21 protein-coding genes are annotated in these 26,340 nt (G+C 73.0%); 11 read left to right on the top strand and 10 right to left on the bottom strand.

The genetic code is table 11. The features are described from left to right. The first annotated feature begins 278 nt into the window (after positions 1-278). The 4 genes from OG788_RS09195 (at position 279) to OG788_RS09210 (ending at position 7,934) form a co-directional block, all read left to right on the top strand. On the top strand, positions 279-1,874 hold the full coding sequence (locus OG788_RS09195; protein WP_406370043.1) for an alkaline phosphatase D family protein: 1,596 nt from the start codon (positions 279-281) through the stop codon (positions 1,872-1,874). 277 nt (positions 1,875-2,151) lie between these two features. Then, positions 2,152-3,630 carry an SWIM zinc finger family protein gene (locus OG788_RS09200; RefSeq protein WP_406370045.1) on the top strand — a complete coding sequence of 493 codons (1,479 nt, stop codon included), beginning with the start codon at positions 2,152-2,154 and terminating at the stop codon, positions 3,628-3,630. After that, entirely contained in the window at positions 3,630-6,281 is a 2,652-nt protein-coding gene (locus tag OG788_RS09205; RefSeq protein WP_406370047.1) for a DUF6493 family protein, read from the top strand. Before OG788_RS09200 ends, OG788_RS09205 begins: the two co-directional genes overlap by 1 nt. A 198-nt stretch (positions 6,282-6,479) precedes the next feature. Next, a complete protein-coding gene (locus tag OG788_RS09210) occupies positions 6,480-7,934 on the top strand; it encodes a GNAT family N-acetyltransferase (RefSeq protein WP_406370048.1) in 1,455 nt (484 codons plus the stop codon). A gap of 665 nt (positions 7,935-8,599) precedes the next feature. Here OG788_RS09210 and OG788_RS09215 read toward each other — a convergent pair. Beyond that, complete coding sequence (locus tag OG788_RS09215) at positions 8,600-9,832, bottom strand: trans-sulfuration enzyme family protein (RefSeq protein WP_406370050.1); 1,233 nt, start codon at positions 9,830-9,832, stop codon at positions 8,600-8,602. Between the two features lie 42 nt (positions 9,833-9,874). On the opposite strand from OG788_RS09215, the gene OG788_RS09220 reads away from it, so the two are divergent. After that, complete coding sequence (locus OG788_RS09220) at positions 9,875-10,381, top strand: Lrp/AsnC family transcriptional regulator (RefSeq protein ID WP_351534889.1); 507 nt, start codon at positions 9,875-9,877, stop codon at positions 10,379-10,381. 62 nt (positions 10,382-10,443) lie between these two features. After that, positions 10,444-12,135 carry a DUF885 domain-containing protein gene (locus tag OG788_RS09225; protein WP_406370052.1) on the top strand — a complete coding sequence of 564 codons (1,692 nt, stop codon included), beginning with the start codon at positions 10,444-10,446 and terminating at the stop codon, positions 12,133-12,135. A 221-nt stretch (positions 12,136-12,356) separates the two neighbouring features. On the opposite strand, the gene OG788_RS09230 is transcribed toward OG788_RS09225, so the two are convergent. Together OG788_RS09230 and OG788_RS09235 are read right to left on the bottom strand one after the other, a co-directional pair. Further along, a complete protein-coding gene (locus OG788_RS09230; RefSeq protein ID WP_406370053.1) occupies positions 12,357-12,872 on the bottom strand; it encodes an immunity 21 family protein in 516 nt (171 codons plus the stop codon). A gap of 118 nt (positions 12,873-12,990) precedes the next feature. After that, the gene (locus OG788_RS09235) at positions 12,991-13,560 is read right to left on the bottom strand and encodes a rhodanese-like domain-containing protein (protein WP_351534877.1); all 570 of its coding nucleotides are present in this window, start codon (positions 13,558-13,560) and stop codon (positions 12,991-12,993) included. A 181-nt stretch (positions 13,561-13,741) separates the two neighbouring features. Between OG788_RS09235 and OG788_RS09240 the strand changes: the two genes are divergently transcribed. After that, positions 13,742-14,188 carry an Lrp/AsnC family transcriptional regulator gene (locus tag OG788_RS09240; protein ID WP_406370055.1) on the top strand — a complete coding sequence of 149 codons (447 nt, stop codon included), beginning with the start codon at positions 13,742-13,744 and terminating at the stop codon, positions 14,186-14,188. Between the two features lie 38 nt (positions 14,189-14,226). Here OG788_RS09240 and OG788_RS09245 read toward each other — a convergent pair whose 3' ends face one another. The 5 genes from OG788_RS09245 to OG788_RS09265 form a co-directional block, all read right to left on the bottom strand. Beyond that, on the bottom strand, positions 14,227-17,232 hold the full coding sequence (locus OG788_RS09245; protein WP_406370057.1) for an AAA family ATPase: 3,006 nt from the start codon (positions 17,230-17,232) through the stop codon (positions 14,227-14,229). A 55-nt stretch (positions 17,233-17,287) separates the two neighbouring features. Beyond that, positions 17,288-18,451: an exonuclease SbcCD subunit D gene (locus OG788_RS09250; RefSeq protein WP_406370059.1), complete on the bottom strand. Its 1,164-nt coding sequence runs from the start codon at positions 18,449-18,451 to the stop codon at positions 17,288-17,290. A 108-nt stretch (positions 18,452-18,559) separates the two neighbouring features. Next, complete coding sequence (locus OG788_RS09255; RefSeq protein ID WP_351534867.1) at positions 18,560-19,186, bottom strand: YigZ family protein; 627 nt, start codon at positions 19,184-19,186, stop codon at positions 18,560-18,562. Between the two features lie 311 nt (positions 19,187-19,497). Beyond that, a complete protein-coding gene (locus OG788_RS09260) occupies positions 19,498-20,040 on the bottom strand; it encodes a SixA phosphatase family protein (protein ID WP_406370060.1) in 543 nt (180 codons plus the stop codon). Beyond that, positions 20,037-20,792 (bottom strand): hypothetical protein, encoded by a 756-nt coding sequence (locus OG788_RS09265; RefSeq protein WP_406370062.1) that lies wholly within the window; start codon positions 20,790-20,792, stop codon positions 20,037-20,039. Before OG788_RS09265 ends, OG788_RS09260 begins: the two co-directional genes overlap by 4 nt. 277 nt (positions 20,793-21,069) lie before the next feature. Between OG788_RS09265 and OG788_RS09270 the strand changes: the two genes are divergently transcribed. Next, the gene (locus OG788_RS09270; protein ID WP_406370063.1) at positions 21,070-21,477 is read left to right on the top strand and encodes a CoA-binding protein; all 408 of its coding nucleotides are present in this window, start codon (positions 21,070-21,072) and stop codon (positions 21,475-21,477) included. Positions 21,478-21,579: 102 nt separating this feature from the next. Beyond that, on the top strand, positions 21,580-22,020 hold the full coding sequence (locus OG788_RS09275) for a GNAT family N-acetyltransferase (protein ID WP_406370065.1): 441 nt from the start codon (positions 21,580-21,582) through the stop codon (positions 22,018-22,020). Positions 22,021-22,165: 145 nt separating this feature from the next. Here OG788_RS09275 and OG788_RS09280 read toward each other — a convergent pair whose 3' ends face one another. Further along, entirely contained in the window at positions 22,166-23,032 is an 867-nt protein-coding gene (locus OG788_RS09280; RefSeq protein WP_406370067.1) for an alpha/beta fold hydrolase, read from the bottom strand. A 494-nt stretch (positions 23,033-23,526) separates the two neighbouring features. Between OG788_RS09280 and ppk2 the strand changes: the two genes are divergently transcribed. Further along, on the top strand, positions 23,527-24,444 hold the full coding sequence (ppk2, locus tag OG788_RS09285; protein WP_406370069.1) for a polyphosphate kinase 2: 918 nt from the start codon (positions 23,527-23,529) through the stop codon (positions 24,442-24,444). A 145-nt stretch (positions 24,445-24,589) separates the two neighbouring features. On the opposite strand, the gene OG788_RS09290 is transcribed toward ppk2, so the two are convergent. Further along, positions 24,590-24,949 carry an ArsR/SmtB family transcription factor gene (locus tag OG788_RS09290; protein WP_406370071.1) on the bottom strand — a complete coding sequence of 120 codons (360 nt, stop codon included), beginning with the start codon at positions 24,947-24,949 and terminating at the stop codon, positions 24,590-24,592. A gap of 62 nt (positions 24,950-25,011) precedes the next feature. Between OG788_RS09290 and OG788_RS09295 the strand changes: the two genes are divergently transcribed. Beyond that, a complete protein-coding gene (locus OG788_RS09295) occupies positions 25,012-26,118 on the top strand; it encodes a cation diffusion facilitator family transporter (protein ID WP_406376713.1) in 1,107 nt (368 codons plus the stop codon). Positions 26,119-26,340: the final 222 nt, after the last annotated feature.

Here is a 26,340-nt window from a genome sequence, read left to right on the forward strand (position 1 = left end):
AGGCGGCCCCTGTCGGTTCCTGCCGCCTGAGGAGCACCGGAGGCGGACCCCCCGGACTCCGTCAGCGCCCGCGCCGGCCGCCACCGGCACCTCGCACCCGGTCCGCCGCGGGGCAAAACCGCGGGCCGGTCTTCCGCATCCACCCGCCAGATCTCGCGTTTGTCGGCAATTCCCCGTCTTCCAGGGTCAGTTGTTCACCTACGGTTTCCGTGTGCGCTGCGGCGCACCAGTAGTTGTGGCACTGCACACTGGCCGAATCCGTCCCCGGAGGCGCATTCATGTCGCACCGTCCGCCCAGCTCCCTCCCAGGCCGCCGCAGCGTGCTGCGCGGCTCCCTCGCCGCGTCGGGGGCACTGGCTCTGCCCGCCGCGCTCGGCTCGGCACCCGCGTTCGCCCTGTCCGGCCGGCCGAAGGCGGGCTGGGGCGTCCAGGCCGGCGACGTGACCGCCGATTCCGGTCTGGTCTGGGTCCGGTCCGACCGCCGGGCCCGGATGATCGTCGAGACCTCGGCGACCGAGTCGTTCCGCAACCCGCGCAGATGGCACGGCCCGTTGCTCGGCACGGACACGGATTTCACGGGGACCACCCGGCTGCGCGGACTGCCCTCCGGCGAACAGATCCACTACCGCGTCCTGCTCGCCGACCCCGACGACCCTCGGCGCACCGGAGAGCCGGTGACCGGAACGTTCCGCACGACCCCGCACGGGCGGCGCGGCGGCGTGCGCTTCCTGTGGTCGGGTGACCTGGCGGGGCAGGGCTGGGGCATCAACCCGGACATCGGCGGCTACCGCATCTACGACGCGATGGGCCGGCTCGACCCGGACTTCTTCCTGTGCAGCGGCGACAACATCTACGCGGACGGCCCGATCGCCGCGACCGCCGCGCTCCCCGACGGCAGCACATGGCGGAACGTCACGACCGAGGAGAAGTCCAAGGTCGCCGAGTCGCTGGCGGAGTTCCGCGGAAACTTCCGCTACAACCTGCTCGACGAGAACCTCAAGCGGTTCAACGCCCAGGTGCCCTCCATCGTCCAGTGGGACGACCACGAGGTGCGCAACAACTGGTACCCGGGCGAGGTGATCGCGGCCACGGACACGCGGTACACCGAGAAGAGCGTCGACGTACTGGCCGCCCGCGCCCGGCGCGCGTTCGGCGAGTACTTCCCCATCTCGACCCTGCGGTCCGGCGACCGGGACGGGCGTGTGCACCGCGTCGTGCGCCACGGTCCGCTCCTGGACGTTTTCGTCCTCGACATGCGCACCTACCGCAACGCCAACTCGCCGGGCGACCAGACCACGGATCCGCAGGGCATCCTCGGCGCCGAACAGCTGGAGTGGCTGAAGCGCGAGCTGTCGCGTTCGCGTGCCGTGTGGAAGGTGATCGCCGCGGACATGCCTATCGGCCTCGTCGTGCCGGACACGACCGAAGGGAAGCGCAACATCGAGGCCGTGGCGCAGGGGGACCCGGGCGTGCCGCTCGGACGTGAGCTGCAGATCGCCGAGCTGCTGCGGTTCATCAAGCACCGGAGGATCACCGGCACCGTGTGGCTCACCGCCGATGTGCACCACACCTCGGCACAGCACTATCAGCCGTCGCGGGCCGCGTTCACCGACTTCGAGCCGTTCTGGGAGTTCGTGTCCGGGCCGCTCAACGCCGGCGCCTTCCCGGCGAGCGCGCTGGACAACACGTTCGGTCCGGAGCGGGTGTTCGTGAAGGCGCCCGTCGCCTCGAACGTCTCACCCGCCGGCGGCTACCAGTTCTTCGGCGAGGTCGACATCGACGGCGACAGCGGCGAGTTGACGGTACGGCTCCGGGAACAGGACGGGTCCGTGCTGTTCACCCAGGTGCTCCAGCCGGGGCGCGTCGGGCAGTAGACGGGACTTGCCGACGGCGTCGGCGTGGCAGGCGGGCGGCCGACGCCGCCACTCCGGAGCCGGCCGAGGCGACTGACTCGTGAGCGGAGGGCGGACGGTCGTCGCACGCACCCGGTCGGCTGTGCGGCACGTCCGGCTCCCGTACCCTCGAACCATGCGCCGCGCACCGGAGTCATCCCCCGGTGCGCGGCATCGCGTGCCCACCGCAGGAGCCGACCGAAGGGCAAGTCGTCGCAGGTCAGGGCCGCTTGTCAGTGGCTGCCTCTACGGTTTTTCCATGACGCGATCTTTGCAGGCCGTGGCCTACACCCGACCCTCCGCGCTGGAGTCCGCGCCGGGCGGACGGCGCCTGGGACTTGAGACCTCGCGGGGCGCGACGCCCAGCGGGATCGAGGACCATCCGCGGTTCTTCGCGGGCTTTCTGAGGTCACCTCAGGTGGCGGCCGCCGGGCTTCTGGCGGTGGCCGACGTCGCGGCGGCACGCTACTACCAGCGGCAGCTGCGCGCCTCCCTGGACCCGGTGGTCACGGGCAACGGCGACCGGCTGCGGTTCGAGTCCTTCTCCGGCTGCGGCGGGGTGTACGCGCGCCTGGACGTGCTGACAGCGGGCCTCGACAGCGGCGAGATCGGTCACGGGACGACCAATGTCGACGTCAACAACCCGCTCCGCGAAGCCCTTTCACGCATCGGCACGGACGACCCGCTGCACCTTCGGGTAGGCCCCGACGAGATGGCCGTGACGACGCTGGACGGGCCGGTGGTGGAGAAGAAGGTGCCGCTGCCCGATCGCTGGCTGCGGGGATTCGCCGACGCGCAGGTCATAGCGGCCGGGTTCGATCTGCGGGCCGAGCTGCCCGCGGCGGAGGCCGTGCGGTTCCTGCGCTCGCTCCCGCGGGGCACCACACGGGGGGCGTCGGGCGGTGCGCGATGGGTGGTGCCCGCGGGCCGCGGGCTGCGTCCGACGACCCGACCGGTCCCGGGGGCCGTGTGCCTGCCGGGCCCTGAGCGGCTGATCGCGCTCCAGCGGGTGCTGCGCCATGCGACGGCCCTTCGGGTGTACGGCCCACCGGTCACCGGCGACGCCGTCGCGGCCGGCGCCTGGGAGGCCGTCCTGCCCGGCATGCGGCTCACCCTCACCCTGTCGCCGGACGCCTCCCGTGGCTTCTCCGGGGAGGGCGGGGTACTGGACGCCCTCTCCACCGACGAGGCCGCCGAGGACGCGGAGCTGATCGCGGTCCTCCTGGCCTGGGAGCCGCGCGTCGACGTGGCTGACCTGGCCGCCGCCTCGGGTCTTCCGGCCGAGCGGGTGAGGGCGGCCCTGGTCCGGCTCGGCACGTCGGGGCGCGTGGGGTACGACACCGCGGAGGCCGCGTACTTCCACCGCGAACTGCCCTATGACGCGGGCCGGGTCGAGCGGCACAATCCGCGGCTTCGATCGGCCCGTGCCCTGGTCGCGGCGGGGGCGGTCGCCCTGGACGGTGCCATCGGCACGGTGACCGCCGACGACGGTCATGTGCACCGGGTCCGCGACGACGGGGGAACGCTGAGCTGCTCCTGCCTGTGGTGGGCGAAGTACCGGGGCGGACGCGGGCCCTGCAAGCACGCCCTCGCGGTGCGGATGGTCCGGCGGGACGCGCGGCCCGGGCACGGGGTCGGTCCGGCTCCGGCTCCGGCTCCGGCTCCGGCTCCGGCTCCGGCTCCGGCCGGCGGACGACGCGCAGATGTGGAAGTTCCGGTCGACGGGGGCGATGTGTGATGAGCGGCGAAGCGCTGTTGAAGGCGGTACGGGCGGGGCACACGGTCGAGGCCGCCGGCCTCCTGGACGGGATGACGGACGGCGAACGCCGTTCCTGTCTGCCCGACTTGAAGGAACTGCGCAAGGAACTGCGGGCCGCGCCGTGGAACGCGGCATCCCGGGTGGCCCATCCCGCGCTGCACGCGGCGGGCGCCGCCTGCCACACCGGCGCCGCCGGTGCGGCGACCTGGATCGCCGCGGCCGACATGCGCTGGTCCCAGGCCTCCCCCGGAGTCCTCCTCCATGTGCTGGGCGACCGCGAGACCGACTGGCTGGCCGACCTGACGCATCGGCTGGCCGCTCGGCCGGACACTTCCCGGATCCCGTTCGCCCTGCTGTCGGGACTGGTGGGGCTGTCCGGCTGCGAGGTGCCGACGACCGATGCCTATGTGCAGGGCTGGTTCGAGCACATCGGTGCTTCGTGGCACAGCGGGGGCACCGTGGCGCAGCGACTGCGCCAGGAGCCGCACCTGCCCCGGATGATCGCCGCGCTCTTCGAGTCACTGGACGTCACGGGGCGCATCGCCTGGCTCTTCGGCGACGGGCCGGGCAGCTGGTACAACGCCCTCGCCGAACTGGCCGAGGAAGGCACTCTGGACCGCAAGGTCCTGGTGGACGCCTGCGTGGCCCGGCTGCTGCGCGGCGGTGCCCCCGCCGACCAGCGTTTGTTCCTGCGTCTGTTGTCGTGCCTCGCCCCGACACGTGACGAGGAACGCGAGCGCTCGGCCGACTGGACGGCGCTCGCCTGCGAGGCCGTGGCGCCCGTCGCCTGGCACGCGCAGTCGGTGCTCGGCTCTCTCGCACTGGACGGTGAATTGACGCCCCGACAGCTGGCCGAGATGTCCTCGGGCGTGCTCTTCCGTACGGAGAAGAAGCTGGTACGGGCTCAGCTCATCCTGCTCGGCAAGGTCCTCAAACGCGATCCGTCCACGGCCGATGTGCTGCTGCCCGCGGTGGCGCAGGCCTTCGGACATGAGGACACGGAGGTGCAGGAGCGCGCGCTGAAGCTGGTGGAGCGCCATGTCAGCGCACTGGACGACTCTGGAGACACGCGCGATCGACTCGGCGGATGCGCGGCCGAGTTGAGCCCGGGGCTGCGGATCCGGGCTCGGCGAAGCCTCGGCATCGAGGCCCTCGACTCCGATTCGGCCGCCCACGAGGAGGTGCTGCCACTCGTGCCGGAGCGGGCACGACTGGCGGCCCCACCGGATTCGGCGGCCGAACTGGCCGAGGAAGTCAGCGCGTTGCTGGCCTCCGACGGTGGGGTTGCCGCGTTCGAGCGCACCTTGGACGGCCTGGTCCGCCACGCCCACCGCGATCGGGCCGCTCTGGTGGAGGCCCTCGGGCCCGTGGTCGCGCGCTGCTGGTGGAAGGATCTCGATCCGCGGCACTCGACCACGAGCGTGCGCTTCCGAGAGGCGCCGCACGGTCTCGAAGTGGTCCTGGCGGCCCTGTTCGAGCAGGTCAGCATGGACACGCTGCATGCGGCGGTGCAGCAGGGCACGACGAACGGGAACTGCCGGCACAGCGCCCTGTCGCGCGCTGTGGACGCGCGCCTGTGGGAGGTGGCGTACCGGCTCCGCGCCGAGCCGATGCCGTTCCTGCTGGCCACTCCCACCTGGGCCACCGGATCGCTGGAGCCGGACGAGCTGGTGGCACGCCTGACCGAGTACCGGCGGCTCGACGCCCGTCCGGGAGCCGCCGACTTCGCCCAGGCACTCCTGCGGGTACGGCGCGACGACCGTGCTACGGCGGAGCCGGCGGCGGCGCGGGCCCGGGCCCTGGGCAGTCCCGAGGGGTACCGGCTGGCCCAGTGGCTCACCGCCGACGCACCGGCACTGCCCGCGAGCCGCCGGCGGACGGCGGGCGTCCGCATCCTGCTGGAACTCGGTGAACTCGAAGAGATACAAGGCTCGTTCCCCCCGGAGTTCCGGCAGCTGGGACGCCCCTTCACCGTGTTCAAGGACCGCCAGTACTGCCGCCACTGGGCCGTTGCCGAGAGGCAGCACTGGCAGGCGGTCGTACCGGGCCGACGGGAGCTGGTGGCGGCACGTCTGCTGCGCGACATCAGCATGGTCGCGGTGGACGACAGCCGCGCCGACGCAGCAATTCTGCCGCTCCTCGCGGAGGCCGACGGCACGGCGGGCGAAGCACTGCACCTGTGCCTGGCGTACGGACTGGGAGCCCGGCATCCCGAGGATCGACTCGCCGCGGTGGACGCCCTGTTGATCCTTGCCGCGCGAGGTCAGCTCGACGCCGGGCTGCTCGGCGCGGACGTCGGGGAGTTGGTGCGCCGGGGAGCGGTGAAGCCGTCCAGGCTGGCGGAGTCGATCCGCACGGCGGCGGCCACGGGTGCGTACGCCACTGTCTGGTCGGTCCTGCGCGATCTGTTGCCGGCCCTGCTCGCCGATCTCGCGGCGGACGGGGCGAGCGGCAGTCCCGTACGGGGGCTGGGCGAGTTGCTGACCGTCGCCGCCGACTGCGCCGAGCGGTCCGGGGCGCGCGGTGATCTCACGCATCTCGCCGGGGCCGCCGGACGGCGCGGCTCGTCCAAGGTGGCGGTGCAGGCCCGCCGGCTACGGACGGCGCTGACGCAGGAGGCCGCCGCCTGACGTAAGGGCCTCCACGCCGGCGGTCTGGCGACCCGAGCCGCGCGGCCCTGACCAGGGCGGGTGGACCGATCGCGCGTTCGAGGCAAAAGACCCGTAAAAAGAACTGCAAAAGGTGCAGAACGACACTTAACCGATCAGTCACAAGCCGTTCGTGATCACGCAACACCATTCCTTCACAGTGGCTGTATGACTCCAGACATGTCTGATGTGACGCGTGCGAAGCACGGCCGCCCCGTACACCACTGGCGGCGCGATGTCGTCGAACTCGCCGCGCTGTTCACGGCTGTGGCGGTCGCGGACGGAGTGGCCAACCTGATCGGGCACGGGCCGGACGGTCCCGCGCTGCTGGTGACGTCCGCCGTGATCCTGGCCGCCACGGCCGGGTTCCACACATGGTGGGCACGGCGCCACGGTCACGCGCCGCCGACGAGCGATACCGGCGCCCCGCCCCTCGCGGACGAGCGAGCGGCCGGGCCGTCCGGCGAAGAGGGAGGCGCCTCCGCACCGGTGACCGTCGCGGAGACGACCGTGCTGTGGCGGATGCGTACGACGGTCAAGGACGCCCCGGGTTCGCTGGCCGCACTGTGCATGGCGCTCGCGCGGCACCAGGTCGACATCCTGAGCCTCCAGACGCACCCGCTGGCCGAGGGGACCGTCGACGAGTTCCTGCTGCGCGCCCCCGCGGAGCTGGCCACCACCGAGATCACCCGGAACGTGGCTCAGGCGGGCGGCACCGAGACCTGGATCGAGCGGGCCGACGCCCACGATCTGGTGGACGCGCCGACCCGGGTGCTGGGCCTGGCCACCCGTACGGCCCTCGACGCGTCCGAACTGCCGCTCGCACTGAGGCAGTTGCTCGGCCGGTGCACGATCCGCTCGCTGCCCGCCAAGTCTCCCGGCTCCGGCCGGGCGGCGGAGGGGGCTCCCGTGGAGGGGGCACTCGAGGACACGGTGATGCGGCTGCGGGCGCCCGAGGGCGGGGTGATCACGGTGGAGCGGCCGTATCTGCCGTTCACGCCGACCGAGTTCGCGCGGGCCCGGGCCCTGGTCGAGCTGGACGCGCGGCTCGGTCCGCGCATTCCGCGCGGACAGGACCTGCTGACGCTGCCCGAGGGCAACGCGATCACCGTACGGCGTGCCGACGTCTCCGACCTCGAGGCCGCCAAGGCGATGCACGAGCGCTGCTCGCCGCGCACGCTGAGCATGCGGTACCACGGTCCCGTCGGGGACGCGGACCGCTACCTCAACCACCTGCTCAGCCCCAGTTTCGGGCGCACCCTGGCCGTGCAGACCGCATCCGGCAGGATCGTCGGGCTCGGTCATCTCCTCTGGGACGGCGACGAGACGGAGGTGGCGCTGCTCGTCGAGGACGACTGGCAGCGGCGCGGAATCGGCGGCGAACTGATCGGCCGACTGGTGGCGATGGCCGTCGAGGCCGGGTGCGAGAGCGTGTACGCCGTGACGCAGGCGTCCAACACCGGCATGGTGTCCGCCATGCGCAGCCTCGGCCTCCCGCTCGACTACCAGATCGAGGAAGGCACCCTGGTCATCACCGCCCGCCTGGAGGCGACACCGGTGACCTCAAGGCTGCCGTACGACCAGGTCCAGGCACATGTGCAGCCGGGAGCCGGCACGCGGGCCGGGCGAGACTAGCCCGAGGCTCCGGCCCCGACCCGCCCACTCCAGCCGCGGCCGACCGGCCGGGCCCGGCCGCCGCCGACCCGTCGCCCTGGACGCAACCGGTCCATCGACCCGCCGGAGGAAGCCGGGCAGGAGCCGGCCGCCAGCCGCTCCGCCCGATACGGGAACACCGGGTGCCGGTGATGCGGCGACGGTCGGCCGCTCCATCCGCCACCGGCCCGCCGGGCCCGGCCGGGCCGATGGACCCCTCGCCCCACAGGCCACAGGTCCATCGGCCCACCTGAAAACGCCCGGCAGGGACCGGCCGCCAGCCGCTCCGCCCGACGCGGGAACACCGGATGCCGGTGCTGCGGCGACGGTCGGCCGCTCCATCCGCCACCGGCCCACCGGGCCCGGCCGCCACCGACCCGTCGCCCGGCGGGCGGCGCTGCTCCGGGCGGCGGGCGACGGTCCTCCGGGGCGGTATCCGCAACGGGGCATCCGGTGGCTCGCCGGGCCGGGGCGTGGCCGGTGCCCTCCGTCGCCCGGCGCAGGGCGGTCCGCGGCCGCGGCGCTGCTGGCCGGTGTCGGCCGCCCCGAACCCGGCATCCGGAAGGTCACCGGGCGGCAGACTCCGCCCAGCCCTCTCCCCCGGCCCCCGGCCCGGCGCCCCGTGCCCCAGCTCCTCGCCTGGATCCTCAGCGCCCGCTGGTGAACCCCAGTGCGCCGTCCAGGTCGGACCACAGGTCGTCCACGTCTTCCAGGCCGACCGAGAGGCGCAGCAGGCGGTCGCTGACGCCCGCGTCGTGGCGGTCCTCCGTGGGGACTATGCGGTGGCTTATGGAGGCCGGGTGCTGGATGAGGCTGTCGACGCTGCCGAGGCTCACGGCGGGGGTGATCAGCCGGACTCCGGCGATGACGTCGTGCGGATCGCCGTGGACCTCGAAGGCGATCATGGCGCCACCGATGCGCGGATAGTGGACGCGGGCGACGCGCGGATCGGCGGCGAGCCGGCGGACGAGTTCCGCGGCGTTCGCGGACGCGGCCCGCACCCGGACGGGCAGGGTCGAGAGGCCGCGCAGCAGCAGATAGCCGGCCAGCGGATGCAGGACACCTCCCGTCGCGAACCGCACCTGGCGCAGCTTCCGGGCGAACGCCTCGTCGCACGCGACCACTCCGGCCATCACGTCCCCGTGTCCGCCCAGGTACTTGGTGGCGCTGTGCAGGATCAGGCGAGCGCCGTGTTCGGCGGGGCGTTGCAGCACGGGCGTGGCGAAGGTGTTGTCGGCGAGGAGGGGCACGGAACCGCAGGCGTGCGCCACGGCCCGGAGGTCGAGCTCGGCGAGCGTCGGGTTGGCCGGGGACTCGACCATCACCAGGCCCGTGTCCGGACGCAGCGCGTCGGCGATGCCGGCCGGGTCGACCCAGGTGACCTCGCTGCCGAGCAGCCCGGCCGTGAGGAGGTGGTCGCTGCAGCCGTACAGGGGACGTACGGCGACGACGTGCCGCAGTCCCATCGCGTTCCGTACGAGGAGGACGGCGCTCAGCGCGGCCATGCCGCTCGCGAAGGCGACCGCGCTCTCGGTGCCTTCGAGGCGCGCGAGGGCGGTCTCGAAGCGGGCGACGGTCGGATTCCCGAGGCGGGCGTAGACAGGCGGGCCCTCGGGCTCGGCACCGTCGGCCGCGAAGGCGTCGATCCGGGCGGCCTCCCCGCGGCTGTCGTACGAGGGGTACGTGGTCGACAGGTCGATCGGGGCCGCGTGCAGTCCCAGAGCCGCCAGGTCCTCCCGGCCGGCGTGCACGGCTTCGGTGGCGAGTGCCCGGGCCGTGGGAGCGGCGAAGACCTGGCCGTTGCCGTTCAGGTCGTCCTGCGCGTCGTACGCGCCGTGGGTGTCGTACACAACGGAGTCCATGGGCCGAAGCCTGAACACTGGGCGGGGTTCGGGCGCCACATCCCGTGTTACGTTCGCGCCATGGCCGATTCTGTCGTACTCGATCCGGTGGATCTTCATCTGTTGCGGCTCTTGCAGAACGACGCACGGACGACGTACCGCGATCTCGCGGCCCAGGTCGGGGTCGCGCCCTCGACCTGCCTGGACCGGGTGACCAGACTCCGGCGCGCAGGGGTGATTCTCGGCCATCAGCTGCGGCTGGACCCCTCGAAGCTGGGCCGGGGTCTCGAGGCACTGTTGTCCGTACAGGTCCGGCCGCACCGCCGGGAACTGGTGGGGCCCTTCGTGGACCGGATCAGGGTGCTGCCGGAGTCCCGGACGGTCTTCCACCTCACCGGTCCCGACGACTACCTCGTCCATGTCGCCGTCGCGGACATGGCGGATCTGCAGCGGCTGGTGCTCGACGAGTTCACCTCGCAGCGTGAAGTGGCGCGGGTCGAGACGCGGTTGATCTTCCAGCAGTGGGACTGCGGCCCCCTGCTGCCGCCCGTCGCGCCGGGCGCTTCGTCTCCGGCGAAATCCGGCTGATGCGGTGAAGAGCCCGGCTGACCGGGCTGACGTGGCGCCCGTCCCCGTATGAGGATGTGCGCATGTCACAGACGAAGAGCCCGTTGCCCCGCGAGGTCGCCGACGCCTATGTCGACGAGCTCATCGCCCTCGACCCGGTTCTCGGTACCTACCTCGGTGTGCAGGAGAGTCACGGCAGGCTCCCCGACACCTCGCCCGCCGGCCAGGAGGCCGTCGCCGAGCTGGCGCGGGTGACGCTCGCGCGGCTGGACGAGGCGGAGCGCCGGCCCGGCGCGGACCGTGACATCGAGCGCCGTTGCGGCCGGCTGCTGCGTGAGCGGCTCACCGCCGCCCTCGCGGTCCACGACGCGGGCGAGGGCCTGCGGTCGGTCGGCAACCTGCACACGGCGGCGCACAGTGTGCGGGAGGTCTTCACCCTGACGCCGACGGAGACCGACGAGGACTGGGCCACCGTCGCCGAGCGGCTGCGCGCGGTACCGGCCGCGCTCGCGGGCTACCGGGAATCCCTGGCGCTGGGCCTGGACCGCAAGCTGTACGCGGGCCCGCGCCCGACCGCGACGTTCATCGAGCAGCTCGCGCAGTGGTCGGACACGGACGGGCAGGGCCGTGGCTGGTTCGAGGACTTCGTCTCGGCGGGCCCCGACTCCGCGCGAGCGGAGCTGGACGCGGCGGCGCGTGCCGCCACGGAGGCCGTGGTCTCCCTCCGGGACTGGATGCGCGAGGTGTACGCGCCCACGATCGAGGGCGCGCCGAACACGGTGGGCCATGAGCGGTACGCCCGCTTGGCGCGCTACTTCAACGGCACGGATCTCGATCTCGGCGAGGCGTACGCGTACGGCTGGGCCGAGTACCACCGTCTCCTCGCCGAGATGAGGACCGAGGCCGAGAAGATCCTGCCCGGCGCCGCGACTCCCTGGGTCGCGCTCGCCCATCTCGATGAGCACGGCCGCCACATCGAGGGCGTCGAGGAAGTCCGGACGTGGCTCCAGGAGCTGATGGACGAGGCGATCGCGGCCCTGGACGGCACGCACTTCGAACTCGCCGAGCCGGTACGGAAGGTCGAGTCGCGCATCGCCCCGCCCGGCGGCGCCGCGGCCCCCTATTACACCGCCCCCTCGCAGGACTTCTCCCGTCCGGGCCGTACCTGGCTGCCCACCATGGGACAGACCCGCTTCCCCGTCTACGACCTCGTCTCTACCTGGTATCACGAGGGTGTGCCCGGCCATCACCTCCAGCTCGCGCAGTGGGTGTACGTCGTCGACGACCTGTCCCGCTACCAGGCCACCGTCGGCCAGGTCAGCGCCAACTGCGAGGGCTGGGCGCTGTACGCGGAGCGGCTGATGGACGAGCTGGGTTTCCTCGCGGACGCGGAGCAGCGGCTCGGCTACCTCGACGCGCAGATGATGCGGGCCGCCCGGGTCATCGTCGACATCGGCATGCATCTGGAGCTGGAGATCCCGGCCGACTCGCCGTTCCACCCGGGCGAGCGCTGGACCCCCGAGCTGGCGCAGGAATTCTTCGGCGCGCACAGCAGCCGCCCGGCCGATTTCGTGGAGAGCGAGCTGACCCGCTATCTCACGATGCCCGGCCAGGCCATCGGGTACAAGCTCGGCGAGCGTGCCTGGCTGCTGGGCCGCGAGAACGCGAAGAAGCGTCACGGTGACGCCTTCGACGCCAAGGCCTGGCACATGGCGGCTCTGTCCCAGGGCTCCCTGGGCCTGGACGACCTGGTGGACGAGCTGTCCCGGCTCTGACGGCCGCGCGCGGCGGCCGGCTTCGGACCGTCGGGTGCCGGTGTCCCACGGCACGGGCACCCGACGGCACGGCCCGGTACGGCGCCTAGGGCTCCCCGGCCGACACGGGGAACGGGCGCCGACGGCCGCAGTCCGGGGAGTCCGGCCGTCGCACGCCGAGGAGAGCCGGCCGTCGCACTCCGGGTGGAGTTCCGGCCGTCGCGCCCTGGTTCGGTGCGGGGTCAGTACGTCAGCCGACGCAGCTGTACGAGGCCCACCCATGTCTCGGGTCCCGGCGCCACACGGGCCGCGCGCACCCCGTACCGTCCCGGTTCGAGGGCCACCTTCACGTGGTCCGTGCGCTCCGAGGCGGTTCCCGGCCAGGCCGCGTCGAACAGGACGACGGGGCCGGGCACGTTCCACTGCACCTCGGGTTCCCACACGGCCGCCGCCAGCGCCGCCGGGACGACGGCGAGCAGTTCGTCCTCGGACTCGGCGGCGCACCAGCGGACGAAGGTGCCGTGCTCGGGAAGGTAGGCGGTCGAGGCGGGTTCGTCGCCGAGGACCAGAGCCCTGGTGTCGCCGACGGGCAGGAGCCCGACGAACCCGTCGACGTCACAAGCCCGGTCGTAGTCGCAGGACATGTCGTCGCCGTCGGCCCCCGACCAGAACGGGAGCACCACTTCCGGGATCGCTATCAGCGGCCCGCCGCCCGACTCCACCCACTGGACCGCACCGGGGTCCGCGTATCTGGCCATGCGCAGAAGTTACACGGCTGGGATTCACCCCGGTAGCGCAGGCGTCCGCGGAAGGCCGGAGTCGGACATCGGCGGGGGCGCGTGTGTCGAGGCCGACGGAGCAGGACCCCTCTCGGAGTCAGCAGCCGCAGTCCTCCGCGTCCACGGGCGCCGTCAGCGAGTCCGCGGTACGGCGCTCACGCCCCTCCCACGTCTCGAACTCGAAGCCCTCGCGCGCCCAGTACTCGAAGCCGCCGAGCATCTCCTTGACCTGGAAGCCGAGTTCGGCGAGGGCGAGAGCCGCTCGGGTCGCGCCGTTGCAGCCGGGGCCCCAGCAATAGGTCACGACCGGCACCGACTTGTCCAGGAGCTGCTCCGCCTGCTCGGCGATGAGTGCGGTGGGCAGGTGGACCGCGCCGGGAATGTGTCCCTGGTCCCACGACTCGGTGGAGCGGGAGTCGAGGACGACGAATCCTGGGTCGCCACCGGCGGCGAGGACGGAGGCCACGTCGGACACGTCCGCGTGGAACGCGAGGCTCGCCCCGAAGTGGGCGGCCGCGGCGGCCGGCGAGGCGGGCGCCACCCGCAGAACGGGGTTCACCACCGTCACGGATCGTGCCACGGAACCGGTCACCTTGCTCTCCGTGGTGGTGGTCGGCGCGGAAACGGTCACCGTGCCGTTCCCGGTGGCGTCGGCAGTCGCAGTCATGATCTGGCCTTTCTCCCGAGCCCCGCCGAACCGGTGCCGCCTTCGCCACCCCGGTGCCTGGTCCGCACCGATCTCGCGGGACTTCCTGACCAGAAATCTACGTCGGCCGATCTCCGTGCTGAAGTGACGATCCACGGCATCACTCTTGATCGGCCGGTGATTCACCTGGTATCCATCACGGATGACCGCGTATTCCCCGGACGCCACCGACTGGCGCATCCTCGATGTCCTCCAGCGCGAGGGCCGGTCCAGCTTCGCCGAGCTGGCCCGTGCCGTCTCCATGTCCGCGAGCGCGGTCACCGAACGCGTGCGCCGCCTGGAGGAAGCGGGCGTCATACAGGGATACGCCGCTGTCGTCGCCCCCGAGAGCCTCGGCCTGCCGATCCTGGCGTTCGTACGGCTCCGGTATCCGAACGGCAACTACAAGCCGTTCCACGACCTCATCGAGGCGACGCCCGAGATCCTGGAGGCGCACCACGTCACGGGCGACGACTGCTTCGTCATCAAGGTCGCGGCGCGCTCGATGAGTCACCTGGAGACGGTCTCCGGCAAGATCGGCACACTGGGCTCGGTGACGACGAGCGTCGTCTACTCCTCACCGCTGCCGCGCCGCCCGCTGGGCCACTGAGACCGCTTCGGTCCGGCCCCGGCCGCTCGCCTCACACCTCACGCCTCCGCACCCCGCTGCCGTACGACCGACCCCGTTCTCCCCTTCACCACTTCCAGCTGGGCGTGGATGCGGCGCCGCAGGTCGGCGACATGGCTGACGATGCCGACGCTGCGGTCGCGTTCCCGCAGCGAGTCGAGGACGTCGAGCACCTCGTCCAGGGTCTGGTCGTCGAGGCTGCCGAAGCCCTCGTCGATGAAGAGCGTGTCGAGGCGGACCCCGCCGGCCTCGTCGGTGACCACGTCGGCGAGTCCGAGGGCCAGGGCGAGGGAGGCGAAGAAGGTCTCGCCTCCGGAGAGCGTCGCCGTGTCGCGCTCCCGGCCGGTCCAGGCGTCCACGACGTGCAGCCCGAGCCCGCTGCGACCGCGGCCCGCCCGGTCGTCGGAGTGCACGAGGGTGTAGCGCCCCGAGGACATCCGCTGGAGACGGACCGTCGCGGCGGCGGCCACCTGCTCCAGACGTGCGGCGAGGACGTACGACTCGAGGCGCATCTTGCGTTCGTTGTCCGCCGACGTGCCGGCGGCCAGACCGGCCAGCCGGGCCACACGGTCGTACTCCTCGCGCAGCGGGGCGAGCCGGTGGACTCCCCGGGTCGCACGGGTGGAGAGCGCGTCCAGCTCCGCACAGCGCCGCACAGCCGCGTCCTGCGCCGAGGCGGCGTCCCGCAGGCGGCGGGCGGCGGACTCCGCCGTGAGCTCGGCGGCCCGCAGGTCGGCGGGCGGGCGCCGCGCCGCGGCCGTGGTGTCGGCCTCGGCGAGTACGGCCCGAATCGCGGACTCCTCCAACTGCCAGGCGTCGAGCTGTCGTTGCAGATCACGGTGGGCCGCGTCACCGAGCAGCGCGGCGGCCGCGGCCTGCGGGGTCTCGAACCCGGCGCGGAAGGCCGCGTCGGCGAGGCGGGCGTCGGCTTCCTTGAGGCGCTGCGCGGTGTCCTCGGCCGCGCGAACGCGGTCCGCGGCCTCGGTGAGCAGCGCGACCCGGCGCTCCAGCTGCTCGGCCCGCTCGGACACGCTCCCGGCGGCGCCCCGAGCCTGCTCCAACTCTCCTGCCAGCGAGGTCTTTTCGCGGTCGAGGGCATCCCTGAGCGAGGCCCGTGAGGCGACCCGGCGGGCGGCCTCGTGCTGGGCGGTCAGCCGCCGCTCGTGTTCCCGCTCGGCCTGTTCGCGGCCCTCGCGCGCGGCGTGCAGCCCGGAGGCCGCCGCGCGGGCCTCGCCGTGCAGTCGCTCCAACACCTCTGCCTGTTCAGCGAGTTGCCCGGTCGGGGTGTCCCCCGCCTCGGCGGTCGCGGCGGCCAGCGCCTCGCGGACGACGCCGAGCCGGCGCTCGGCCTCGGTGCGCTCCTCGTCGGCGCGCCGGTAGGCGGCGAGGGCCTTCTCCTCCGTCTCGCGGTCGACATGACCGGCGATCTTCCGGGCGGGCGCGGGGTGTTCGGTGGCGCCGCACACGGCGCAGGGCACGCCGTCGACAAGACCGGCGGCGAGTTCTGCGGCGATGCCCTGGAGCCGCTGTTCCTTCAGTTCCAGCCAGTGGGCGTGGGCCGCTGTCGCGTGCTCGCGTGCGGTGAGGCTGCGCGCGTGGGCGCCTTCGGTGTCCTTGGCCAACGCGTCACGCAGGCGGGCCGCGTCGAGCCGCTTCAGGGCCGGTTCGCGCTGGACGGCGAGCTGTTCGGCGCGGGCGGCACCCTCCTGGGCGGACTCGATCCGCGCCTCGACGCCCGCGCGGGTGTCCTCCCAGCCTGCCAGCCAGCTCTCGGCGTCCTGGAGGACATCCTCGTCGGCGCGCTCCTGGCGGTCCAAGGAGGCACGCTCCGTGCCCAGTTCGGAGAGGCGCAGCTCCGCGCGCCGTGCCGACTCCAGGCCGCCCAGTTCCTCGGTGGCCTTGCGTGCGGCTGCCGTGAGCCCGGGTGCTCCGGCGCCTGCGAACGTCTCCGGCAGGGCGGCGCGCGCACGGGTCTCCGCGGCGGCCGCCCGCCGGTGCTCCGCTTCGGCGGATTCCCGCAGGTCGAGTGCGGGGGCCACTGCCTCGGCCTTGCGCCCGCGCTCCATCCGCGCCTGGGTGTCCCGGTGGGCGTCGGCGCGTCCTTCGAGACGCGCGGCGCGCTCCCGTGCCTCGGTGAACCGGCGCTGCAACCGGTCCACTTCGCGTACGTCGTCGAGCTCGCGGTCCGCCGCGGCCTGCGCCGATTCGGCAGCCGCGCGGGCGCAACGGGCGATGGTCAGCTCTTCGCGAGCGGTGCTGCGGGCCATCGCGGCCCAGGAGAGCACGGACTCGGCGAGGCCCGGATCGCCGGGCGCGAGGTCGGGCAGCGGTTCCTCGGTGGTGGGCCCGGCCTCCTGGTGCATCCGGTGCGCGTCGGCCAGCAACGCGGCGTCACCGGCGCGCACCTCGGCCTCGGCCGCGCGACGCCGCTCGGCGAGGCGCTTCTCGACCTCGGCGAAGCGGTGGGTGTCGAAGAGCCGGCCGAGCAGCTTGCCGCGGGCTTCGGCGTCGGCCCGCAGGAAGCGCGCGAAGTCGCCCTGGGGCAGCAGCACGACCTGGCAGAACTGCTCGCGGCTCATACCGAGCAGCTGGGTGATCTCTTCGCCGATCTCCTGGTGGGAGCGGCTGAGGTCCTTCCAGGAGGCGGCGGTCGCGTCGTACTCGCGCAACCAGGTCTGGGCCTTGTCGACGGTCGTACCGGGCCGGTTGCCCTTCTTGGGGCGCTCCCAGGGCGGCTGCCGGGTGACTTCCAGCCGGCGGCCGGCGACGGTGAGTTCGAGGCGGATCTCGGTACGGGTGGCGGGTTCCGCGTGGTCACTGCGCAGGCCGAGGCCCTGACCGCTCTGCCGGGCGCCGGGGACGGCTCCGTACAGCGCGTAGCAGACGGCGTCGAGGACGGATGTCTTGCCCGCGCCGGTCGGTCCGTGCAGCAGGAAGAGCCCGGCGGTGGACAGTTCGTCGAAGTCGACCCGCTGGGCGCCGCCGAAGGGGCCGAAGGCGGTGATGTCCAGGCGGTGCAGCCTCATCGGGTCCTCTCGCTCTCCGGGCGGGTGGCCCCCTGGGTGTACGGCGGACGTGGGGTCACCGGGCCACCTCCCGTACGGTCTCGTCGGCGCGGACGGCGTCGAACGCGTCCCGGAGCACGGCCTGTTCGTGGGTGTCGGGGCCCGCGCCGCGCACATGGGCCACGAAGTCCTCGGCGATCTGCTGCTCGCTGCGGCCGGCCAGCCTGCGGGCGTAGGAGATGTCCGGGGCCTGCGGGGAGCGCTCGGGGTCGAAGACGAGGCTGAGCGTGTGCGGGAAGCGCTCGGCGAGCCGCGCCATGGGGTCGGCGGGCCGCACGGGGTCGGTGAGGGTCGCCTCGACCCAGGCGCCGGTGTGGCGCTCCAGCTCCGGGTCGGCGAGCAGGTCGTCCAGGTGTCCGCGGACGCGGGCGAGCGGGCGGGGCACGGGGCAGTCGATCCGCTCCGTGGCCAGGGAGCCGTCGGGGCCGAGGTCCACGAGCCACATGGTCTTGCGGTGGCCGGCCTCCGAGAACGAGTACGGCAGCGGGGAGCCCGAGTAGCGCACGCGCTCGCCGATGATCTGGCTGCCGTGCAGGTGGCCGAGGGCGGTGTAGTCGACGCCGTCGAAGACTCCGGCGGGCACGGAGGCGACGCCGCCGACGGTGATGTCCCGCTCGCTGTCGCTCACCTCGCCGCCGGTGACGAAGGCGTGGGCGAGGACGACGGAGCGGGTTCCCGTCGCACGGGTGGCGAGGTCGGCGCGGACCCGCTCCATGGCGGCGGCCAGCACGGCTTCGTGGCCCGTCTTCTCCACCCCGAACTCATCCTTCACCAGGGCGGGTTCGAGATAGGGCAGGCCGTAGAAGGCGACGTCGCCGTGGGCGTCGGCCAGGACCACGGGTGTGCCGCACCCCGCGGGGTCGGTCCGCAGATGGATGCCCGCGCGCCCGATGAGCCCGGCTCCGACGCCGAGCCTTCGGGCCGAGTCGTGGTTACCGGAGATCATCACGGTGGGCACGCCGAGGTCGGCGAGCCGGTGCAGGGCCTCGTCGAAGAGCTGGACGGCGGCCAGCGGCGGGACGGCACGGTCGTACACGTCTCCCGAGACGACCACCGCGTCCACCTCGCGCTCGCGCGCGGTCGTGACGAGATGGCCGATGAAGTCGGACTGGGCGCCGAGCATGTTCACCCGGTGGAACGCCCGGCCCAGATGCCAGTCGGAAGTGTGCAGGAGCCTCATGATCCCCGAAGGGTAACGGCCGGGTCTGACATCACGGGCGGTTACTCCCGTATCGGCCCGTCATGACCGACACGGGAGTTGACCGATTCACCCTTATTGCCCGGACTGTCATGCGTCTCCGTAGGCCTCGCCGCCCAGCTCCAGCCCGGCCGTCCCCGCCGTCGCGTCGGCCAACCACGCCCGGAAGGCCTCCACATCGGCGTCCGGCAGCCCGATCTCGATGGTGACGGCCTCGCCGTAACGCACATCACGTACCTCGCGCCCGGTGGACCGAAGATCGTTCTGCACCTTGCCGGCCCGCTGGTGGTCGACCGTCACCGTGGCCAGCCGGAACCGGCGCCGGGTGATGGAGCCCAGCGCGTCGAGCGCCTCGCCCACCGAGCCGCCGTACGCCCTGATCAGTCCGCCGGCCCCCAGCTTGACCCCGCCGTAGTAGCGGGTGACGACGGCGACGACGTACCGCATGTCGCGGCGCAGCAGCATCTGGAGCATGGGGACGCCCGCGGTGCCGCCCGGTTCGCCGTCGTCGCTCGCCTTCTGCACGGCGGCGTCGGCTCCGATGACGTACGCGAAGCAGTTGTGCGTGGCGTCCGCGTGGTCCTTGCGGACGGCGGCGATGAAGTCCTGGGCCTCCCGCTCGGTGGCGGCCGGGGCGAGGGCGCACAGGAAACGGGAGCGGTTGACCTCGGTCTCGTGCACGCCCGGGCGGGCCACTGTGCGGTACTCGTCCTGCATCACGCCAGCGTATGCGCTGCACGCGCGCATGGCCGACGGCAGGTCTCGCCCCCCGCCCCGCGGGGCCGGTCACACCCGCTCCACGCTCGGTCACGACCCGGACGCGACCCCGGTCCCCGCCGGACCACCGTGACCTCCGGCCCGGCAGCCCGGCGCGCGTCCCCGTCCTCGACGGCGGCGACGACGAGGCGACGACGGCGACGGCGACGGCGACGGCGACGGCGACGGCGACCGAGCCTGTCACCCGCGAGGTGCTCCGCCACGCCGCGTCCGGCCCGGACCGAGGTCGGCGGGTGCACGTCGGCCGGGAATCACTCCTTCTTGCCCCTCGGGACGACCACATCCGTCAACAGCGCCGCACCGGGGCCGAGTTCGTGCCAGGAGCTGCCGTGCCAGACGAGGACGGCGACGGCCGAGGTCGGGAACTTCGTCCGGACCAGGGCCAGCGTGTCGTCGAGGCCGTCCACGGCCAGTTCGAGGACCAGCTCCTCAAGTCCCGGGTTGTGCCCCACCAGCAGCAAGGTGTGGACGTGTTCCGGGACTTCGCGCACGGCTTCCAGCAACTCCGGTACGTCCGCGCCGTACAGCCGTCCATCGTGGCGTACGGGCGGCGGAGTGCCCCACTGTTCGGCGGCCAACTCCCAGGTCTCCCTGGCCCGTACGGCGGTCGAGCACAACGCGAGGTCCGGCAGCAGGTCGGCGTCCGCCACGGCGCGTCCGACGGCGGGGGCGTCGCGGCGGCCCCGCGTCGCGAGCGGCCGCTCGTGGTCCGGCACTCCGTCGGGCCAGGCGGACTTGGCGTGCCGCAGCACGACCAGCCTTCGCCTCGGACCCGACGCGACGCGCGCGTTCACAGCGACGCCCCGATCTCGCGGGTGAGTTCGAGGCCGAGCAGCCGGTCGGCGTAGGCGTACGTCTCGAAGCGGGCGCCCTCCGCGAGGTCCGACGTCTCCACCCACCGCAGTACATCCAGTACGCCGGGCACGTCCAGGTCGTCCTCCCAGGCGGCGCGCAACCGTGCGCGTACGTCGTCGGGGACGGGCTTGGACGGCCGGGTGGCCCATCCGGCGACGGCGGCGCGCCAGCGCCTGAGCGTGCCCTCGGCCTCCGACAGGGCGCCCGCGTCGAGGTGCAGGGGCAGGTCTCTGCGGGCGAGCAGCGCCAGACGCAGCACGGTGGGATCCGCCGGAGCGGGACCGGCGCCGATGTCCGTTCCTGGAGAGCCGTCGGAGTCGACGGGCGCCACCTCGAACCGTACGCCGCCCGTCGCGGTGCCCTCGGGGACGAGGACGTCGATGGTCTGTGTCGCGGCCGGTCCGGGTCCGGCGTCGTGGTGGTCCTCGAAGGGCCGGATACCGAGGTCCGCCGCGCTCGCCCGGAGGCGCGCGGCATGCGCGGGATCGGCCGGGTCAGCCGTCGACGTCAGGGTCGCCCAGACAGGACTGCCCCCGATCTCCAGGGCCCGCACCAGGACATCGGCGAAGAGGAGCACGCGCAGACCTGTCGCGCCGAACCCGGGCAGGTGCGCGTGGACACGGACCAGGCCTCGGCGGGCGCGGGCTGCGTCGATGGGTTCGCCCGTGCGGGCGTCGAGGATACGGAGCACGAGGTGAGCCTAGGCGGGCGAGCGGTCGGACGTAGGGAGGAGCGGGCCGTTCCGGACAGGCGCCGACCTCTCCGACCCGTCCACGACCGGCCTCGCCTCCCTGTTCCGGGAGCCGGCCCACCACGCGCCCGGGCTCGCCGAGGGCATGCGGTCCGGCGTCCAGGAGGAGTGGGCGGCGGGCCCGGGCGACCGCGACCCGCGTTGCCGGGAATCACCGCGTGACGCGCGCTGTTCTCCCCGCTGAGCAGCCATGACGGGAACCACAGGGAGGCCGACCGTGTACGGCGACCAGGCAACGATCCGCAAGATCCTCACCGAGCTCGGCGACACCTGGGCCATCGTCGGACTCTCGTCGAACCAGCGCCGCGCGGCCCACGGCGTCGCCGACGTCCTCCAGCGGTACGGCAAGCGGATCGTGCCCGTGCACCCCAAGGCCGAGACCGTGCACGGGCAGAAGGGGTACGCGTCCCTCGCGGACATCCCCTTCGATGTCGACGTCGTCGACGTCTTCGTGAACAGCGACCTCGCCGGGCCGGTCGCGGACGAGGCCGTCGCCATCGGCGCCAAGGCCGTCTGGTTCCAGCTCGACGTGATCGACGAGGCCGCGTACGACCGGGCGCGTGCCGCCGGGCTCGACATGGTGATGGACCGCTGCCCGGCCATCGAGATCCCGCGCCTCGGCTGACCCCCCGCCGGGCAGCGCCGCCTCCATCGCACCTGTCGCTCCCGTCGCTCCCGTGCGCAAATGCTGTTGACGCCGCGCGGCCCGCACCGGTTTCCTGCTGCGGTGCCCATCCTTCGCATCGAACAGCCGGACGACGAAGCCCGTCTCGCGGACTGGCAGCACGTCCACAACGTGATCGTCCCGCCCGCCGCCATGTCGCTCGACGACGTGCGGGAGCGGGTCAGGCGCAACCGTCTGGAGGTCGCGTACCTCGGCGACGCCCTGGTGGGCTGCACGACGGTGCGTCCGCCCACCGACGACAGCGCGACGGCGACCGTGATCGCCCGCGTGCTCGCCGAGTACCGCGGGCGGGGCTTCGGCGAGGAGTTGTACGCACGCGGTCTGGAGCAGGCGCGGGCGTTGGGCGCGGAGAAGATCGAGACGGTCGTCCTCGCGGCCAACGAGGACGGGCTGCGCTTCGCGGAGCGACACGGCTTCGTCGAGATCGAGCGCTATGTCCTGCCGGGCGAGACCGCCGAATGGATCGACCTGCGGCTGGCCTGAGGCGGCGGAGGCACTGGCGGCAGGCCCGGGCGGGCCGTTCCCGCCGCCGGTCCGGTGGCCGGCGCACACCTACGAGACACCCCCGCCCGTCAGTCCCACCGGCCCTCCCGTCCGACTGCCCCACCGGCCGTCCCGTCCGGCTGCCCTACCGGCTGTCTCTCCCGTTGGCCTCCCGGTCGAGGAACCCCGCGACCGCCTCACGGAAGCCCCGCGGGTCGTCGAGCCACGGGAAGTGGCCGGCGCCCGGCAGAACGGTCAGTTCGGCGCGGGGGAAGAGATCCGCGACGGCGGCGGCGACGCGCGGCAGCGGACCGCTGTCCAGCGCGCCCGCGACGATCAGTACGCGCGCGTCCCAGGTGGCCACGGCCTCGCGCGCGTCGGCGGGCCGAAAGGCACCGGGAGCCGCGTAGCGATCGGCGGCCTCCTCGTTGGTCTCGTCGACCTCGGTCGCGGCATGCGCCCGCGCCGCCGCGTCCCACCGACCGTAGGAGAACGGGGTGGCCGCGTCCCAGTCGGCATCGGTCGCGGTGCCCGCCCAGATCCGCCCGTACGCCTCGTGCGCGCTCGCGAACCACGGCTCCTCCGCGCGCCGCGCCGCGCCCTCCGCGCGGTGCTCCGCGGTGAAGTCGACGCCGAGGGCCCGCGCCCGTGCGGTGACCAGGGTGAGGGAGCGCACCCGCCCCGGGTGACGAAGGGCGTAGAGGAGCGCGAGGTCGCCGCCCGCCGAGTGGGCGAGCAGATCGACCCGGTCGAGCCCGAGGTGCGCGCGGAACGCCTCGACGTCGTCGACCTGCCGGTCGCAGCGGTACGTCGCCGGGTCGTCCGGAAGCGCGGAGCCGCCGGTGCCTCGCAGATCGAGCACATGCAGCCGACGGTGCAGCGTCAGTCCGCCGAGGTCACCGAGGTAGACGGAGGCGCGCATCGGTCCGCCGGGCAGACAGAGCAGCGGTGGTCCCTCGCCCCTTGCGTGATGGGCGAGTCGGGTTCCGTCGGGGGCGGTGAAGAGCGGCATGGCCGTCATCATCTTCAGCACTTCGCCTTGCGGGCAAGCATTTTGATGAGACATCAGTGACGGTGGGCTGAAGCCGAGTTGCCCGCTGAGCCCGCAACCACACGTTCACCACGCCTCGCCCGTGCGAGGGTTTGCCTCGGGTTCTCCTTACGTACGCCTCCGATTGCTTCCCTTGGGGGATGGACCACAACACGGCGGCTCACGGATCGTCCGGACGACGGGCAAGGGGCTCCCCGGCATCCAGCTCCCGCAGGGTTTCGCGGTCGAGGCGGCCTCCACGGCCGTGATCCGTACCTCCGCCCACCTGGGGTTGACCCTCTCCCACCCCGCAGGTCTGCTCCGGCGGCATCCCCGGCGCCGGGCCGGGCAGGCGACCGACCGGGGTGCGCGGCAGTGGTGGCGTGCGGCATCTACCTGATCGTGCCGCAGGTCCACCGACACGGCGGGAAGGAGCCGATCGGCGGACAATCGGAGCAGGGGACGAGGAGGGCCGGATGACGGAACTGCTGGCAGACATGCGGGTCGACTACACCGACCACGACGACCCCGTACTGATCCGGCCGGACGGCAGTCCGGTGGACACCTGGCGGGAGAACTACCCGTACGAGCAGCGTATGGAGCGCAAGGAGTACGAGTGGCACAAGCGGCTCCAGCAGATCGAGCTGCTGAAGCTGCAGAGCTGGATCAAGGAGACCGGCCGGCGGCTCGTCATCGTCTTCGAAGGGCGCGACGCGGCCGGCAAGGGCGGCACCATCAAGCGCTTCACCGAGCACCTCAACCCGCGCGGGGCGCGCGTGGTCGCGCTGGTGAAGCCGACCGAGCGGGAGCGCGGGCAGTGGTACTTCCAGCGGTACGTGGAGCATCTGCCGACCGAGGGCGAGATCGTGATGTTCGACCGGTCCTGGTACAACCGGTCGGGTGTGGAGCGCGTGATGGGTTTCTGCACCGAGGACGAGTACCGGCGCTTCATGCGGCAGGCGCCCGCCTTCGAGCGGATGCTCGTCGACGACGGTGTGGACCTGATCAAGTTCTGGTTCTCGGTCTCCCAGAGTGAGCAGCGCACCCGCTTCACGATCCGCCACGTCGACCCGGTACGGCAGTGGAAGCTGAGCCCCATGGATCTGGCCTCGCTGGACCGCTGGGACGACTACACGGCGGCCAAGGTCGCCATGTTCCGCGAGACGGACACCGAGCAGGCGCCCTGGACGGTGGTGAAGAGCAACGACAAGAAGCGGGCCCGCGTCGAGGCCATGCGCAGCGTCCTGGCCCGCTTCGCCTACGACAACAAGGACGAGGAGGTCGTCGGCAGCCCCGACCCGAGCATCGTGGGCGCGGCGGCGAACCTGCTGGAGGAGGGCGAGGAGGGCGAGGACCACGTGGCGCCCCCGGGCGGTCACGCGGCGCCACCCTGACATCAGCCTCCGCACCCGGACTCACCCTCACATCAGCCGCCTCCGCACACGGACCGGCCCGCACGTCAGCCCGGCCGTGGGCGGACTCGCCGCGGCCTCACCCCCAGGCCGGCTCCGGCGCGGGCCCGAGTCTCCGCACGTGCTCTCAGTCGTGTGCCGGCCGGTCGGAGAGCCGGTGGTCGGCGAGGCTCAACGCCTCGTCGACCACCCGGCGCAGATGCCCGTCCCCGAGCGAGTAGATCACCCGGCGCCCCTCCTTCCTCGTGTTCACCAGCCCGGCGAGACGGAGCCGGGCCAGGTGCTGGCTCACGGCCGGACGGGCCGCCCCGCATGTCTCGGTCAGCGTCGAGACATCGGCCTCGCCGCCGGTCAGGGCGTGCAGCAGCGCGAGGCGGGTGCGATCACCGAGGAGGGCGAGAAGCTCGGCGGCGAGCGCGAACTGTTCCTCGCCGGGGGTGCGCGGGTGCGCATCGTTCGCAGGTGATAGGTGCATGCGTGCGCTCATACGCACATAATGGCGTCGTGGGCGCCCGTACGTCCACTCCCGCGCACCGGAAGGGGACGGACGTGAACGACCCGCACCATCACGAACACGGCCACGAACACAAACACGGCCACGGTCACGGCCACGCCCACGGTCACGGCCACGGCCACGCCCACACGATGCCCCGAGGGCAAGGCCATCCGCGCGGGCTCACGAGCCGGCTGCGCCACCTCCTCACCCCTCACTCCCACGAAACCGCCGACAAACTCGACTCGGCACTGGAGTCGTCGGCCCGGGGCATGCGGGCCCTGTGGGTCTCCTTGGCCGTCCTCGGCGCAACGGCCCTGGCACAGGGGGTCGTTGTCGTGATGTCGGGGTCGGTCGCGCTGCTCGGCGACACCGTGCACAACGCGGCCGACGCGCTGACGGCGCTGCCGCTCGGGGTCGCCTTCGTGCTGGGCCGCCGCGCCGCGACGCGGCGCTTCACCTACGGCTACGGGCGGGCGGAGGACCTGGCGGGCATCGTGATCGTGCTGACGATCGCCGCGTCCGCCGCCTTCGCGGCCTTCGCGGCGGTGGGCCGGCTGCTCGACCCGCACCCCGTGCGGCACATCCCCGTGGTCGCGGTCGCCGCGCTCATCGGCTTCGCCGGAAACGAGTGGGTGGCCCGGCACCGCATCCGGGTCGGTCGCGAGATCGGCTCCGCCGCACTGGTCGCGGACGGACTCCACGCCCGTACCGACGGATTCACGTCGCTCGCGGTGCTGGTGGGCGCGGGCGGCGCGGCACTGGGATGGCAACTCGCCGACCCACTGGTGGGGTTGGCGATCACCGCCGCGATCCTCCTGGTGCTGCGCGACGCCGCCCGGGAGGTCTTCCGGCGCGTGATGGACGCCGTGGAACCGGAGTTGGTGGACCGCGCCGAGCGGGCGCTGCGGGAGGTCGCGGGGGTGCGTGACGTGGGCGAACTGCGGCTGCGCTGGATCGGGCACCGGCTGCGCGCCGAGGTGGCGGTCGTGGTGGACGGCGAGGCGACCGTGCGCCGGGCCCACGACATCGCCGTCGAGGCCGAACACGCCCTGCTGCACGCCGTCCCGAAGCTGACCGCAGCGCTGGTCCACGCCGATCCGGCACCGGTGCCCGGGGAGGCCGATCCGCATCGGACGCTGGCACATCACACCCCGGCGTGAAACCGCCGTCGGTCATCGGGGAGCCGCTGGCAAGCCCGCACCTGGCGCCGAGCACGGCGAGCACGGCGAGCACGGCGAGCACGGCGAGCACGGCGAGCACGGCGAGCACGGCGAGCACGGCGAGCACGGCGAGCACGGCGAGCACGGAACTTCAGAGGACGTCGATCCGTCACGCTTCAGCGCGACCCAGTGCGCCCACGCCTGGCGGGGGGGGCGAAGCCC

This window comes from Streptomyces sp. NBC_00647 (assembly GCF_045207245.1).
Lineage (GTDB): Bacteria > Actinomycetota > Actinomycetes > Streptomycetales > Streptomycetaceae > Streptomyces.